This window comes from Pseudomonas sp. FW305-E2 (assembly GCF_058782925.1).
In genome coordinates this window covers 34145-47467 of the sequence record NZ_JBYSYE010000024.1, presented here as the reverse complement: position 1 = coordinate 47467, position 13323 = coordinate 34145, and the positions used below count along the sequence as shown (strand labels likewise).

General features: G+C 61.9%; 16 protein-coding genes. 9 read left to right on the top strand and 7 right to left on the bottom strand.

The annotated features are described in order from the left end of the window. The first annotated feature begins 87 nt into the window (after positions 1-87). From AC3WLP_RS17835 to AC3WLP_RS17825, 3 genes are all read left to right on the top strand, one after another. Positions 88-1437, top strand: a complete 1350-nt coding sequence (locus tag AC3WLP_RS17835; protein ID WP_047603958.1) for an MFS transporter — start codon at positions 88-90, stop codon at positions 1435-1437. Between the two features lie 21 nt (positions 1438-1458). Continuing rightward, the gene (locus AC3WLP_RS17830; RefSeq protein WP_004575382.1) at positions 1459-2721 is read left to right on the top strand and encodes a gallate dioxygenase; all 1263 of its coding nucleotides are present in this window, start codon (positions 1459-1461) and stop codon (positions 2719-2721) included. Between the two features lie 131 nt (positions 2722-2852). Beyond that, on the top strand, positions 2853-4100 hold the full coding sequence (locus tag AC3WLP_RS17825; protein WP_012052861.1) for an OprD family porin: 1248 nt from the start codon (positions 2853-2855) through the stop codon (positions 4098-4100). A gap of 14 nt (positions 4101-4114) precedes the next feature. Here the strand turns inward: AC3WLP_RS17825 and AC3WLP_RS17820 are convergent, their stop codons facing one another. Further along, complete coding sequence (locus tag AC3WLP_RS17820; protein ID WP_088512772.1) at positions 4115-5308, bottom strand: LysR family transcriptional regulator; 1194 nt, start codon at positions 5306-5308, stop codon at positions 4115-4117. A 117-nt stretch (positions 5309-5425) separates the two neighbouring features. Between AC3WLP_RS17820 and galB the strand changes: the two genes are divergently transcribed. The 3 genes from galB to AC3WLP_RS17805 are packed head-to-tail and all read left to right on the top strand — an operon-like array spanning position 5426 to position 8003. Next, positions 5426-6202, top strand: coding sequence for a 4-oxalmesaconate hydratase (galB, locus tag AC3WLP_RS17815; protein ID WP_103340266.1), 777 nt, complete (start codon positions 5426-5428; stop codon positions 6200-6202). Continuing rightward, the gene (locus tag AC3WLP_RS17810) at positions 6199-6915 is read left to right on the top strand and encodes a 4-carboxy-4-hydroxy-2-oxoadipate aldolase/oxaloacetate decarboxylase (RefSeq protein ID WP_012052864.1); all 717 of its coding nucleotides are present in this window, start codon (positions 6199-6201) and stop codon (positions 6913-6915) included. Before galB ends, AC3WLP_RS17810 begins: the two co-directional genes overlap by 4 nt. A gap of 2 nt (positions 6916-6917) precedes the next feature. Further along, positions 6918-8003, top strand: coding sequence for a 4-oxalomesaconate tautomerase (locus AC3WLP_RS17805; protein ID WP_012052865.1), 1086 nt, complete (start codon positions 6918-6920; stop codon positions 8001-8003). A gap of 23 nt (positions 8004-8026) precedes the next feature. Here the strand turns inward: AC3WLP_RS17805 and AC3WLP_RS17800 are convergent, their stop codons facing one another. From AC3WLP_RS17800 to AC3WLP_RS17785, 4 genes are all read right to left on the bottom strand, one after another. Next, positions 8027-8485: a DUF3429 domain-containing protein gene (locus AC3WLP_RS17800; RefSeq protein WP_088512773.1), complete on the bottom strand. Its 459-nt coding sequence runs from the start codon at positions 8483-8485 to the stop codon at positions 8027-8029. A 35-nt stretch (positions 8486-8520) separates the two neighbouring features. Further along, the gene (gene folE / locus AC3WLP_RS17795) at positions 8521-9081 is read right to left on the bottom strand and encodes a GTP cyclohydrolase I FolE (protein WP_019751941.1); all 561 of its coding nucleotides are present in this window, start codon (positions 9079-9081) and stop codon (positions 8521-8523) included. Beyond that, positions 9066-9479 carry a thiol-disulfide oxidoreductase DCC family protein gene (locus tag AC3WLP_RS17790; protein ID WP_019751942.1) on the bottom strand — a complete coding sequence of 138 codons (414 nt, stop codon included), beginning with the start codon at positions 9477-9479 and terminating at the stop codon, positions 9066-9068. Before AC3WLP_RS17790 ends, folE begins: the two co-directional genes overlap by 16 nt. Before the next feature lie 147 nt (positions 9480-9626). Continuing rightward, positions 9627-10343 (bottom strand): hypothetical protein, encoded by a 717-nt coding sequence (locus tag AC3WLP_RS17785; RefSeq protein ID WP_088512774.1) that lies wholly within the window; start codon positions 10341-10343, stop codon positions 9627-9629. A 176-nt stretch (positions 10344-10519) separates the two neighbouring features. Here AC3WLP_RS17785 and AC3WLP_RS17780 point away from each other — a divergent pair, with 176 nt between their 5' ends. The 3 genes from AC3WLP_RS17780 to AC3WLP_RS17770 all read left to right on the top strand — a co-directional run bounded on the left by AC3WLP_RS17780 (position 10520) and on the right by AC3WLP_RS17770 (position 11870). Then, positions 10520-10738 (top strand): hypothetical protein, encoded by a 219-nt coding sequence (locus tag AC3WLP_RS17780; RefSeq protein WP_014591528.1) that lies wholly within the window; start codon positions 10520-10522, stop codon positions 10736-10738. Positions 10739-11212: 474 nt separating this feature from the next. Further along, positions 11213-11455 (top strand): hypothetical protein, encoded by a 243-nt coding sequence (locus AC3WLP_RS17775; RefSeq protein WP_014753559.1) that lies wholly within the window; start codon positions 11213-11215, stop codon positions 11453-11455. 151 nt (positions 11456-11606) lie between these two features. After that, positions 11607-11870: a DUF3077 domain-containing protein gene (locus AC3WLP_RS17770; RefSeq protein ID WP_014753560.1), complete on the top strand. Its 264-nt coding sequence runs from the start codon at positions 11607-11609 to the stop codon at positions 11868-11870. Between the two features lie 169 nt (positions 11871-12039). Here the strand turns inward: AC3WLP_RS17770 and AC3WLP_RS17765 are convergent, their stop codons facing one another. Together AC3WLP_RS17765 and AC3WLP_RS17760 are read right to left on the bottom strand one after the other, a co-directional pair. Continuing rightward, on the bottom strand, positions 12040-12756 hold the full coding sequence (locus tag AC3WLP_RS17765; RefSeq protein WP_088512775.1) for an SDR family NAD(P)-dependent oxidoreductase: 717 nt from the start codon (positions 12754-12756) through the stop codon (positions 12040-12042). 45 nt (positions 12757-12801) lie between these two features. Further along, positions 12802-13287 carry a DUF2165 domain-containing protein gene (locus AC3WLP_RS17760; RefSeq protein ID WP_088512776.1) on the bottom strand — a complete coding sequence of 162 codons (486 nt, stop codon included), beginning with the start codon at positions 13285-13287 and terminating at the stop codon, positions 12802-12804. Positions 13288-13323 lie beyond the last annotated feature (36 nt).

Here is a 13323-nt window from a genome sequence, read left to right as displayed (position 1 = left end):
GGTGGTTGCTGCTGGGCCATTACGCGTTCGAAGCCTTACCGGAACCCGGCGCAATTCACACCAATACAAGAACAAAGGTGACCACGCATGCTTAAGCCTCCTGTCGATGCCCCTATCGATGTCAAAGACTGGATCGATAACCGCCCCATTGCTGCCTACCAGTGGCTGATTCTGTCGCTGTGCTTCCTGATCGTGCTGTTCGATGGCTTCGATGTCGCCGTCATGGGTTTCATCGCGCCTTCGCTGATGCAGGACTGGGGCCTGTCGCGCGCCGCCTTTGGCCCGGTGATGAGTGCCGGCATGGTCGGCCTTGCCATCGGCGCACTGACCGCCGGCCCGTATGCCGACCGGTTGGGCCGCAAGAAAGTGCTGCTGATCGCGGTCAGCGGTTTCAGCCTGCTGAGCCTGGCCTGCGCCTTCGCCCGCAACCCCTATGAACTGGCTGTGTTACGGCTGCTGACCGGCATTGCCCTGGGTGCGGCCATGCCCAACTGCACCACCCTGCTCGCCGAATACCTGCCTACCCGCAACCGCTCGTTGATGATCACCATCATGTTCACCGGCTTCAACATGGGCTCGGGCCTGGGCGGCTTCCTGTCCGCCTGGCTGATACCTCATCACGGCTGGAAGTCGGTACTGCTGGCCGGCGGCCTGCTGCCACTGGCCTTGCTGCCACTGCTGTGGTGGCTGCTGCCAGAGTCCGCCCGCTTCCTGGCTGCACGCCAGGCACCGGCCAGCCAGATTGCGGCAGCCTTGGCCAAGCTTGGCGGCCGCTTCGCTGCCGGCACCCGCTTTACCGTCAGTGAGCCAACCACGCAGCACAAGGCACCGGCCCGGCAGCTGTTCAGCGAGCGCTACCGGTTGGGCACCCTGGCCCTGTGGCTGACCTATTTCATGGGCCTGCTGGTGATCTACCTGACCATGGGCTGGTTGCCGACGCTGCTGCGTGATGGCGGGCTGTCCATCGAGCGCGCCGCCACCATTACCGGCCTGTTCCAGATTGGCGGCGCAGTGGGCGCAATCGTGGTCGGCTGGATCATGGACCGACGCAACCCCAACCGGGTCATCGCCATCGCCTACGCCCTCGGCGGCCTGTGCATCGTCTCACTGGGCGCCCTGAGCCTGGAGTCGAGCCTGCTGGTGGTGGGCGTGGCGGCTGCCGGGTTCTGCATGAGCGGTGCGCAGACCGGCCTGAACGCCTTCGCCCCTGGCTATTACCCGACCGAGTTCCGCGCCACAGGCGTAAGCTGGATGCTCGGTATCGGGCGCTTCGGGGCCATTTTCGGCTCCCTCATCGGTGGTGCCGTGCTCAGCCTGGGGCTGGGCCTGCCGCTGCTGTTCACCCTCCTCGGCCTGCCGGCATTCGCCGCTGCCCTGGCGATCCTGGCCAACGGCCACGCCCGGCTGCGCGCGACCCCCGCAGTAACCGCGCCGTAACCTGTAACAGAGGACTTTCGCATGGCTCGTATCATTGGTGGCCTGGCCGTCTCCCACACCCCAACCATCGGCTTCGCAGTCGACCACGACAAACAGGAAGAAGCCGCCTGGGCGCCGATCTTCGAAAGCTTCGAGCCGATCCGCACGTGGCTGCAGCAGCGCCAGCCGGACGTACTCTTCTATATCTTCAACGACCACATCACCTCGTTCTTCTTTGACCATTACAGCGCCTTCACCCTGGGCGTAGACGAGCAGTATGGCGTGGCCGATGAAGGGGGCAATCCGCGGGACCTGCCGCCAGTGGGCGGCCACGCAGCGCTGTCGCGGCACATCGGCCAGAGCCTGATGGCCGATGAGTTCGACATGAGCTTTTTCCGCGACAAGCCGCTGGACCACGGCTTCTTCTCGCCCATGTCGGCGCTGCTGCCCTGCGATGAAAGCTGGCCCGTACAGATCGTGCCGCTGCAGGTCGGCGTACTGCAGCTGCCGATCCCCACGGCCCGGCGCTGCTACAAACTGGGCCAGGCATTGCGCCGCGCCATCGAGAGCTACCCCGAAGACCTCAAGGTGGCGATCGTCGCCACCGGCGGGGTGTCACACCAGGTGCACGGCGAGCGTTGCGGCTTCAACAACCCGGAGTGGGACGCGCAGTTCCTTGACCTGCTGGTGAACGACCCACAGCGCCTTACCGAGATGACACTGGCCGAGTACGCCACGCTCGGCGGCATGGAAGGTGCCGAGGTGATTACCTGGCTGATCATGCGTGGCGCGTTGTCTGCCAACGTTGAGCGCAAGCACCAAAGCTACTACCTGCCGTCGATGACCGGCATTGCCACCCTGCTGCTGGAAAACCGCGACCAGGCACTGCCGGCACCGGTCAACGAACGCCACCGCCAGCACATGCAGCATCAGCTGGCAGGGGCTGAGCAGCTTGAGGGCACCTATCCCTACACCTTGGAGCGCAGTGCCAAAGGCTACCGCCTGAACAAGTTCTTGCATCGCATGATCGAGCCGCAGTGGCGCCAGCGCTTCCTGAGCGAACCCGAAGCGCTGTACCGCGAGGCAGGCCTGAGCGAAGAGGAAAGCGACCTGCTGCGCCGCCGCGACTGGCGTGGGCTGATCCACTACGGGGTGATCTTCTTCGTACTGGAGAAGCTGGGCGCCGTACTGGGTGTGTCCAACCTGGACATTTACGCCGCCATGCGCGGGCAGAGCATCGAAGACTTCATGAAGACCCGTAACCAGCAGGTTCGCTACTCGGTGGCCGGCAAAGCACCCAACTGACCGATGCAACCCGCTTGATCGTGTGACGGCGCGTCCCGCGCCGCCACCCCCACCGCTCCCTGATTCAACCTGCCCAGCGCCGATGCGCCGCTGGCAGGCAGCGCTTTGCCCGTCCCTGGAGAATAAAAATAATGAAATGCCGCACCCTGTACCCGCTCGTCCCCACATTCACACTGGCAGCCAGCCTGCCACTGCAAGCCCTGGCCGAAGGCTTCGTCGACGATGCCAAGGCAAGCCTGACGTTGCGTAACTTCTACATGAACCGCGACTACACGGGCACGGCAAGCCAAGGCAAAGCCGAGGAATGGACGCAAAGTTTCATCCTCGACTTCAAGTCCGGCTTCACCCCCGGCGTGGTCGGTTTCGGCGTTGACGTGCTGGGCCTTTACAGCATCAAACTTGATGGCGGCAAGGGCACCGCCGGCACGCAGTTGCTGCCTGTTCATGACGACGGGCGCCCGGCGGACGACTTTGGCCGCACGGCGCTGGCGGGCAAGATGCGGGTGTCCAAGACGGAACTCAAAGTCGGTGAGTGGTCGCCTACCCTGCCCATCCTGCGCGCCGATGACGGCCGCTCGCTGCCACAAACCTTGCAGGGCGCGCAGGTCACCTCCAACGAGCTGGCCGGCCTGACCCTGTATGGCGGCCAGTTCCGCCAGAACAGCCCGCGCAACGACGCCAGCATGCAGGACATGAGCCTGTTCACGCGCACAGCCTTCACCTCGGACCGCTTCAACTTCGCCGGCGGCGAATACCGCTTCAACCAGGAGCGCACCTTGGTCGGCGCCTGGTATGCCCAGCTGGAAGACATCTACCAGCAGCGCTACTTCCAGGTGCAGCATCAACAGCCGCTGGGCAACTGGGTACTGGGCGCCAACCTGGGCTATTTCTGGGGCAAGGATGACGGTGGCGCCAAAGCCGGCGAACTGGACAACCGCACCGCTTCGGGCCTGTTCTCGGCGAAGCTGGGTGGCAACACGTTCTACGTCGGCTTGCAGAAGGTCATGGGCGATGATGAATGGTTCCGGGTCAACGGCACCAGCGGCGGCACGCTGGCCAACGACGCCTTCGGCTCCAGCTACGAAAGCGCCCGCGAGCGCTCCTGGCAGGTGCGCCACGACTTCAACTTCGTGGTGCTTGGCATACCCGGCCTGACCCTGATGAACCGCTATATCCACGGCGACAACGTGCACAACGCCAGCACCCAGGACGGCACCGAGTGGGGCCGCGAAAGCGAGCTGGCCTATGTGATCCAGTCCGGGCCGTTCAAGGCCCTGAACCTCAAGTGGCGCAACTCCAGCCAGCGCCGGGACTGGGGCAGCACCAACAGTTTCGATGAGAACAGGCTGATCGTCAGCTACCCCCTGAGCCTGCTTTGAGGCCCCTCCCGAGCTTACGCCTGCTCAGTGATGACCTGGCGGATACAGGTCATCAGCGCGACTGCTGCCGGTGACTGCAGGCAGCCACTGCGCTGCATGAGCCCGATGGCGCGGGCAGTGCCGGGCAGTGCCAGCGGCAGGCGTTGCAGTTCGCCGCTGGCAATCTCGTAAGCCAACTGGTGCGCAGACACCGCCGCCAGCATGTCCGAACGCACCAGCAGGCCACGGATAACCGCCAGATCAGCGCTTTCCACCACCGGCCACGGCGCTGTCAGGCCCGCGACGGCGAAGCAGTTGTCGAGCAGCTGGCGGGCCGGCGAGCCCGCCCGCGGCAACACCCAGCGCGCCTGGTGCACGCCCTTGAGCGTCAGGTGTGTGTGCAACAGCGGGTGCCCTCGACGGGCCAGCAACACCATTTCCTCGTTAATGAGCGGCTCGCCCACCAGATCGCTGGCATAGTCGTGAGGCCGCAAGGCCCCCAGCACAAAATCCACATCCCCTACCCGCAGCTCGGTTGCCAACAGGTCGAACGGGCTTTCGTTGGTCACCACCCGAACCTGTGGGTGCTGGGCCGTGAAGCGTAAAATGGCGTCCGGTAGAATGCGCGAGCGGCCCAATGGCAACGCGCCGACATGCACCACCCCGCGCAGGGTGCCTTGCATCGCGCTCAGGTCACTGTCCAGCAGGCGCAACTCGTTCAGCGCCCGGCGGATGGGGAACAGAATGTCCCGGCTGGCCACAGTGGGCTGCAGGCCGCGCGACGTGCGCACGAACAAGGGCTGTCCGCAGCCGCCTTCGAGCACTTTCAAGGCAGCACTGACCGCCGGCTGGCTAAGGCCGAAGTGCCGCGCCACGGTTTGCATGTGCCGTGTTTCACAGAGCTTCACGAACACCTGCAGGCGCCGCGCCTGAAACAGGTAAAGGGGCTCGCCCTGCGCGGTGCCCAGCAAACTCGGCACGCCGTCCAGTTCCGCCAGCACGCGCTGTGCACGCGGCAGCAGGCACTCGCCATAGTCGGTCAGGCGCATGCCATTGGCATGGCGCTCGAACAGGGGCACGGCAAAGCGCGCCTCCAGCTCGGCGATGGCGCGAGTGACCACGGACTGAGCACGGAACAGCACCTCCGTCGCCCGCGAAACGCTGCCCAGCTCGGCTACCCGGATGAACGCGCGGACTTGCATCAGGTTGGGCAGTTCGACATCGATCATAAGGGCTCCCGGCGCTCGGCTCGTGACTGCGGCGACTATGCCTCTACCCCGCTTGCCCGGCAATAAATAAAACGCATAGCCGCTGCAAATGAACGCATTAGTGCCCTGCACAGGCCAATGACATCCTGCGCCCACCCCCACTGCAGGAGCCAACGAACCATGAATACCCCACAAAAATCCGCCCTGGTGGTCAGCGCACATTCGGCCGACTTTGTCTGGCGTGCCGGTGGCGCCATTGCGCTGCACGCTAAGCAAGGCTATGCCATGCACGTGGTCTGCCTGTCTTTCGGTGAGCGTGGTGAGTCTGCCAAGCTGTGGCGCAAGGGTGAAATGACCGAAGCCAAGGTCAAGGACGCACGCCGTGAAGAGGCCATGGCCGCGGCCGAAATCCTCGGTGCCAGCGTGGAGTTCTTCGACATCGGCGACTATCCGATGCGCGCCGACAAGGACACCCTGTTCCGCCTGGCCGATGTGTATCGCCGGGTACAACCGGAGTTCGTACTCAGCCACTCCCTCAAAGATCCTTACAACTACGACCACCCGCTGGCCATGCACCTGGCCCAGGAAGCCCGCATCATCGCGCAGGCTGAAGGCTACAAGCCGGGCGAGAAGATCGTTGGCGCACCGCCGGTGTACGCCTTTGAGCCGCACCAGCCCGAGCAGTGCGAATGGCGCCCGGACACGTTCCTGGACATTACCCCGGTGTGGGACAAAAAGTATGCCGCCATCCAGTGCATGGCCGGCCAGGAACACCTCTGGGAGTACTACACCCGCGTGGCCCTGCAGCGCGGCGTGCAAGCCAAGCGTAACGTGGGCATCACCAGTGCACGCAACATCGTCTACGCCGAAGGCCTGCAGAGCGTGTTCCCACGCGTGACGGAGAACCTGGCATGAGCGGGCTGATCGGCAAGACCGGCATCGTCGTGCGTAACATCCCACGCGTTGAGCCACACATCATCGATGCCCTGGGCCGCCTGGGTGTCGCCACGGTGCATGAGGCCCAAGGTCGCAAGGGGCTGCTCAATACTGCCGTGCGCCCTATCCAGCAAGGTGTGGCGGTGGCCGGCAGCGCGGTAACCGTGCTGGTGGCCCCTGGCGACAACTGGATGTTCCATGTTGCCGTGGAGCAGTGCCGCCCAGGCGACGTACTGGTGGTGGCGCCCAGTTCGCCGTGCAGCGATGGCTATTTCGGCGACCTGCTGGCGACCTCGCTCCAGGCCCGCGGCGTGCGCGGCCTGGTGATCGATGCGGGCGTGCGCGACAGCCAGACACTGCGCGACATGGGCTTTGCCGTGTGGTCCCGCGCGATCAACGCCCAAGGTACGGTGAAAGAGGTGCTGGGCTCGGTGAACCTGCCGCTGCTGTGTGCCGGGCAGCTCGTCAATGCCGGTGACATCGTGGTGGCCGATGACGACGGCGTAGTGGTGGTGCGCCATGGCGAAGCCCAGGCAGTACTCGAAGCCGCCACCCAGCGCGCCGACCTGGAAGAACGCAAACGCCTGCGCCTGGCCGCCGGCGAGCTTGGCCTGGACATCTACGAGATGCGCCCGCGCCTGGCGGCGAAGGGCCTGCGTTATGTCGACCACCTCACCGACCTGGAAGGCTGAACATGGGCCAGACCCGCATACCCTGCCTGCTGATGCGCGGCGGCACCTCCAAGGGCGCCTATTTTCTGCATGACGACCTGCCCGCCCCTGGCCCGCTACGTGACCGGGTGCTGCTGGCGGTGATGGGCTCGCCCGATGCCCGGCAGATTGACGGCATCGGCGGCGCCGACTCGCTCACCAGCAAAGTCGCCATCATCCGCGCTTCGCAGCGCGATGACGCCGACGTGGACTACCTGTTCGCTCAGGTGGTGGTGGACGAGGCGCGGGTGGACTATGGGCAAAACTGCGGCAACATTCTGGCCGGCGTAGGGCCGTTCGCCCTCGAGCGCGGCCTGGTGGCCGCCAGCGGCGCGAGCACACCGGTGCGCATCTTCATGGAAAACACCGGGCAGATCGCCGTCGCCCAGGTGCCGACCGCCGATGGCCAGGTGGAGTATGCCGGCGATACCCGTATTGATGGGGTGCCGGGCCGTGGGGCGGCGCTGGTGGTCACGTTTGCCGACGTGGCCGGCGCCAGCTGCGGAGCCCTGTTGCCCACCGGCAACAGCCGCGACTGTGTCGAGGGTGTGGAAGTCACCTGCATCGACAACGGCATGCCCGTGGTGCTGCTGCGTGCAGAAGACCTTGGCGTGACCGGTTACGAGCCGTGCGAAACGCTGGAGGCCGACAGCGCCCTGAAAACACGCCTGGAAGCCATCCGCCTGCAACTGGGCCCACGCATGAACCTGGGTGATGTCAGCCAGCGCAATGTGCCAAAAATGTGCCTGCTGTCAGCACCGCGCAACGGCGGCACGGTCAATACGCGCTCGTTCATCCCGCACCGCTGCCATGCGTCCATCGGGGTGTTTGGTGCGGTGAGTGTTGCTACGGCCTGTTTGATTGAAGGGTCGGTTGCACAGGGCCTTGCCAGCACGTCCGGCGGTGATCGTCAGCGTTTGGCGGTGGAGCATCCGAGTGGGGAATTTACGGTGGAAATCAGCCTGGAACATGGCGTGATCAAGGGGTGCGGGTTGGTGAGGACGGCGCGTTTGCTGTTTGACGGGGTTGTGTGCATCGGGCGAGATATTTGGGGTGGGCCGCAGAAGTGACTCATCAATGGTTGCTTGGGGTTTCAAAAATGAATGGACACCGCAAGTGCACTGACCAGCAAACAGAGGCTCGCGACAGCCGTTAGATGCACGCGCATCGGCAGATACCACCCAGGCATCGCTTGCGCCAGTTTGCGATCCTGCCAAAGATGGCCGACAAAACCAAAGGTCAACACCAGACACCCCAATGGCACAGGCAGCAACGTGCCAACCCAACCGATCAGGGCGGGTATAACGCTCCACACCAGTCGCTCTTGACGCTGCTTCGCGGTCAAACCCTGCAACGTCATGGCAAATCCCCAGTGCAGGGCACCGACGAAGCTCAGTATCACCGCGCCATAGCCAACCAGCATGATCGAGAAAAACGCTCGATATTCAGCCCAAAAGAGGATGAGCGCCGTCAAACCAATAAACGGCAGCAGACCGCCGTAACCCAGGACAGTGAAGCGGCTTGGAGATAAAGCGGTAGCAACGGAACTCATCTGGGCGCCCCTTCGCGACGGTTCAGGACCGGACGTCAACTGTGTCGTCCAATGAGGTTAAGGAATTCGTGCCGCGTCGAGGGGGCGTCGCGAAATGCACCTAACATCACGGATGAAATCATCACCGAGTTTTGCTTCTCTACACCGCGCATCATCATGCACATATGCTTGGCTTCGATCACGACCGCTACCCCTGCGGCATCCGTGACTTCCTGCACGGCATACGCAATTTGCCGCGTGAGGTTTTCCTGTATCTGTAAACGACGGGCGAACATGTCCACCACGCGTGCAACCTTGGAAAGGCCTAACACGCGTCCTGTTGGCAGGTACGCGACATGCGCCTTGCCAATAAACGGCAGCATGTGGTGTTCGCACAATGAGTAGAGCTCAATGTCACGCACCACAATCATTTCATCGTTTTCACTCTCGAACAGAGCACCGTTTACGACCTCGTGAAGATCCTGGGCATACCCGTTGCACAAGTACTGCATCGCTTTTGCCGCACGCTGGGGTGTGTCCAGAAGCCCTTCGCGCTGCGGGTTTTCACCAATACCGACCAGGATTTCATGATAGTGCTCGGCTAACGAATGTGACATTTGGACTCCTCACCGCTACAGCGGTGCCCGCCATCGGGATGTGGTAGCCAGGCCAAGTGTGGCCTCAATCGACAGAACAGCCTGTAAAGCACTGAAAACAGGGGACGTAGCGGACGCCAAGCCAGTGGCGCGACCCACAGGCCCACATCCGCAGCACGCCAACTCCACAAGGTGGCGTCCAAGCCTGTAACCCAGTGCCCGCTCGCGAACCTTCCATGCAGGCACGACCTCAGTTGTTCAACCGTGAAGCCCAATGCCCCTGCATCGAAATCATCAGCACTGATGTCAACCAGGATGAGCTTTCCCCCGGTCGATTGCCTGCGCAGGAAGGCGATCTCCCGAGCGCACAATGGGCAGGCGCCGTCAAAGTACAGGGTGAAGGGCCACTCGCAATACATGTACAACCCCTCATGCTTGTACAGTTTTTTGTATAAGTTAGCTGAAACCAGGAAATTCGCAATGGGGGCTGGGAGGTGTTCGCCGGTGGGTTTGTATTGCCGGTGAGATCGAGCGCCGCCAAACCTCCCATGGCCGACACCTTCCACTCAAGGCCGCATGAGCGGCTCGATCCCGATCCATTTCTTAACGGGGTGATAGCAGAGCTTCAGCGGCGGAATCTGCACCTTGCGGCCCTGCACATCCAGTGCCCCCAGATGAATCGTCCACTTGGAATCTGCCTCGAACTTGTCCGTCTGAAAGATCACGTAAGCCGAGCCATAGCGCTTGTTGTTGGTCATCCTGGGAATCATCCGGTGCACTTCATCGCTGTTGATGTCGTATGGCGATGGCCGGGCGGTCTTCTCATTCACCAACGGAAAGTCGTAGGTCTCGTTGATGCCCAAGTACACCTCGGGCCGCGCATTCAGGCGCAAGCCGTCTTCGAAGGTGATGTAAGCCTGACGGCTGTCGTACAGCACCGGTATCGGCGGCTCGCCACGCTTGGCATCGGTCGACGGGCGTTGGCGGTCTTTGTTGTAGGCGATCATTTGCACAAAGAATTCCTGCCGCGAGTACTTCTCGCCCGGGTACTGCACGTACAGGCTTTGCTCATAGCGCTTTTCGCCCCATAGGGCGGCGTGGTCGTAGAGGTAGGTTTCCAGGTAGAGGGTGGTCTCCCCCTGCGGGCCTGGCACTTTGAACTGGAACTCGGATTCGCAAAGGTCCGCGTAGGCGGCGCGTTCGCGTTTCCAGGGGACGCAGGCGGTCAATGAAGCGGCTGCCAGCAGCAGCATGAGAGAGAGTGTGCGTTGCAGGTTATTCATGACCGGCCCTGGTCCAGATGCGAATGGATCAGTTTCGAGGGCTGGGTCGCGCAAGTCCATACTGACCCTTTGCCATTATCGCGATACAGACAACACACCTTGCAACCGCTCTGGAAGTGACCACAACGCCGCAACCGGATTTGCTAAGATCGCGGCCTTTCCGCTGGGTGAACTGCATGTTCACCCGAGCCATCTGCAGCCTGCTGGAAGACCCGATGAACAAACTGATCCTGCCTTTCGCCATCTTCGTTAGCGTCATCATCACAGGGAAGATCGCCGAGCATTACGGCCTGGAGGGCAGCTGGAAAGTCGGCCTACTGTGCCTCGTTGCAGCTGCCGTCCAGATCGCGGTTACCCGCTTTCAGCGCCACCAGCGGCAGAAAGCCGAGCTTTAAAGGGCGCGGGGCGCTCTGGATGATCACGTTATGGGGACCTTTCTTTCACCCAATTTTCACAGTGGCTTGGGCAGGATGAAGCTATCCCTACGTGATAGTACTTAGCCCGCCTCGGCGGGCTTTCTTTTGCCCGCATGTTTCCTGTCGACGTTTTGGGGAACGGGAGCGGGTCGAAAAATCAGAAATAACCCCTTCCTTGTAGGCCATTTCCCAAAGATACTCCTCGCGCCTGATTTTCGTTGCACATGGAAATAGTCAGCCCTAGTCTCGGCCTGTCGCTGCCAATTCAGCGACCGGTTTTGACAGACCGCTGACGTTGTCCTCATGTGCTCGCTTTCATGGCGGCTGTACGTGTGGGCACCCTGTGGTGCGCCGAGTGCCAACGTCTCGGTCTGTCAACCCGCGTACAGCTGCCACCATCTTGTTTGACAGCAAGGTTGAGGTAGCTCCACTTTCCGACGTTGGAGTTACGCCATGCTCAAGATCGTTCCAGATCCACCCCACAGAACCCTCTGCCTTGAAGACACCCTGATTCAGGCCACGGATTACGCGCTTTGCGCTGCAACTGTCGTGCATCAGGCAATGCTGCTGCAGCCCAAGTCCCCCGCGTCGATTTTGATGATGACCTCGATGCATGAACTGGAGACCTTGAGAGCCTTGCTCGAGTCCGCAATAGCCCAAGTGCAGATGCCCACGGAGCCTCGCACTACGCACTGACGTCTCGCTGATGCACTGCCTGGGCCGGCGTCTTTGCGGATACCCCCTTCCAGGCACTCCCTCAGCCTTGAAGACTGCCGTGCTCCTGTAGGAGCGGGTTCACCCGCGAATAGGCCCGTACAGGCTGAAGCACTCTTGGGGAAACTGAACAATGTCCACAGAAGAAACCAAATTCACCGTCGGCAAAACCACCTTCTACCAAGGTAAAAACCAGACCCATCCCCTCTTCCGCATCGAAGCCGGCATCCCTTGCCAAAGCGCCCGTGAACAGGCGTCCGAGCTGATGGGCTATGCACGGGACATGACCCTGGATGGATTGATGGAAGATAAACCTCAGTTGATCTGGGCTTCGCACTACCTTTGCGCGTTAGCCAAGGCACTGATGGATGATGCTGAACTGGGCATGATGCGCTGAATGACTCATCATCGACTGGGTGCCTTCAAGACCTATGCGACTCCCGGTTTTGAAGGCGACTCAGCGACCTACCCCCTGCCCCGTTCTTGCTAGACGTGATCCAAGACTCAGTTCCATCGATTGCGACATCAAAGCCGAACCCTCACGCAAAGGCTCCAGTGATTTGGCGTCAGAAGCGCTCATCACCGATAGCCGGCAAGATCAGCTCCCGTACGAACGAAGCCCCGGACAAGCGCAACAGCGCGTCGACCATAGTGACCACATCATGCACCGGTACCTGGCGCCGCTCGCCACGTGCTGCGGCTTGCGCCAATGGCGTGTTCAGGGAGTCGTCGGTATTGAGATAACCCAGTTGAAGCACAGTCACCGCCAGGTTGTCATTCCTGAAACTTTCGCGCAGCGCATCAGCCATGCCGTTGAGGGCGAACTTTGAGGCGCCGAACGCTACCTCCGGGCGCCCACTCTGGCGAAGAGCTGAGGTCGAACCGGTGAGGATCAACTGCGGCCGGGGCGCACCAAGCAACTTGGGCACCAGGCGCTTGAGTAAAAGCAGCGTGGCCGTGATGTTCACCTCGACCAGCCTGGTGATCGATTCGTCGCTGTCGTCAAGGAATGCATAGTGCTCGCTGAAGGCGTGTTCTTCCCAGATGCCAACGTTGTAGATCAGGACATCCAGATCGGCAGGTGCCCGATCCGCGATCTGTGCCACAGCCGCCGTTGGCTTGGCAAGGTCGGCATCGACCCAGTGCAGATCGATGCCCGGGGCAAGGGCCAAGTCTGACGGCTGTTTGCGTGATACGCCGATCAGCGTGTCCCCTGGCTTGCCGAGCCCTTCGAGCAAAGCCCGGCCCAAACCTCTGCCGGCGCCTACGATCATCATCTTCATCTGTTGCTCCTTTTAACTGAAATGCTCCAAGCTTCCCTAGGCCGCTCAACTCCAGCGGACATTCAGTACGACGAAGTGCAGCAGGATCCAGACCATCAACAGCAGATGGGTCAGTTGCAACCCTTCCTGGCGGATCCAGTAGCCGAACCATATCCCGCCCAGCAGCATCGCGAACAGGAACCCGAGCGTTGCGCTCAAGGCCAGGTTCAACCAGGGCCGCGCCACCTCCAGGCCGGCGCCAAGCAGCAGTTCATAGCAGCCAACCCAAGCCGCGAGAACGGCGGCTGCCTGTGTCAGCACGATGATCGACAAGGCCAAGCGATGGATGGCGTGAGAGGTCATTGCTCGCACCAGCAAAGGGAGGCTGATTCTGGGAGGTTGGGCCAGCGGCGCCATCGACATGGTCTCCCCGATCGCCCCGACTGAGCTGGCAAAGGCCTGCAGGTTGTTGATCAGGCTGATACTCAGCCACAGGCTCAAGCCAATGCAGCAGGTGATCTGGAAAATCAGCAGTGAAGTCGGAGTGTCCATTCCGGGTCCTTTGTGAGTTCGTTTCCGAAAGCAGCG

Bases quoted from the DNA above. Each gene is read 5' to 3' on its own strand.
- AC3WLP_RS17835 (WP_047603958.1), top strand. From the start codon at position 88: ATGCTTAAGCCTCCTGTCGATGCCCCTATCGATGTCAAAGACTGGATC.
- AC3WLP_RS17785 (WP_088512774.1), bottom strand. From the start codon at position 10,343: ATGAATAACCTGCAACGCACACTCTCTCTCATGCTGCTGCTGGCAGCC.
- AC3WLP_RS17820 (WP_088512772.1), bottom strand. From the start codon at position 5,308: ATGATCGATGTCGAACTGCCCAACCTGATGCAAGTCCGCGCGTTCATC.
- AC3WLP_RS17790 (WP_019751942.1), bottom strand. From the start codon at position 9,479: ATGTATTGCGAGTGGCCCTTCACCCTGTACTTTGACGGCGCCTGCCCA.
- AC3WLP_RS17825 (WP_012052861.1), top strand. From the start codon at position 2,853: ATGAAATGCCGCACCCTGTACCCGCTCGTCCCCACATTCACACTGGCA.
- AC3WLP_RS17800 (WP_088512773.1), bottom strand. From the start codon at position 8,485: ATGAGTTCCGTTGCTACCGCTTTATCTCCAAGCCGCTTCACTGTCCTG.
- AC3WLP_RS17765 (WP_088512775.1), bottom strand. From the start codon at position 12,756: ATGAAGATGATGATCGTAGGCGCCGGCAGAGGTTTGGGCCGGGCTTTG.
- AC3WLP_RS17775 (WP_014753559.1), top strand. From the start codon at position 11,213: ATGCTCAAGATCGTTCCAGATCCACCCCACAGAACCCTCTGCCTTGAA.
- AC3WLP_RS17760 (WP_088512776.1), bottom strand. From the start codon at position 13,287: ATGGACACTCCGACTTCACTGCTGATTTTCCAGATCACCTGCTGCATT.
- AC3WLP_RS17830 (WP_004575382.1), top strand. From the start codon at position 1,459: ATGGCTCGTATCATTGGTGGCCTGGCCGTCTCCCACACCCCAACCATC.
- AC3WLP_RS17780 (WP_014591528.1), top strand. From the start codon at position 10,520: ATGTTCACCCGAGCCATCTGCAGCCTGCTGGAAGACCCGATGAACAAA.
- AC3WLP_RS17810 (WP_012052864.1), top strand. From the start codon at position 6,199: ATGAGCGGGCTGATCGGCAAGACCGGCATCGTCGTGCGTAACATCCCA.
- AC3WLP_RS17805 (WP_012052865.1), top strand. From the start codon at position 6,918: ATGGGCCAGACCCGCATACCCTGCCTGCTGATGCGCGGCGGCACCTCC.
- galB (WP_103340266.1), top strand. From the start codon at position 5,426: ATGACATCCTGCGCCCACCCCCACTGCAGGAGCCAACGAACCATGAAT.
- AC3WLP_RS17770 (WP_014753560.1), top strand. From the start codon at position 11,607: ATGTCCACAGAAGAAACCAAATTCACCGTCGGCAAAACCACCTTCTAC.
- folE (WP_019751941.1), bottom strand. From the start codon at position 9,081: ATGTCACATTCGTTAGCCGAGCACTATCATGAAATCCTGGTCGGTATT.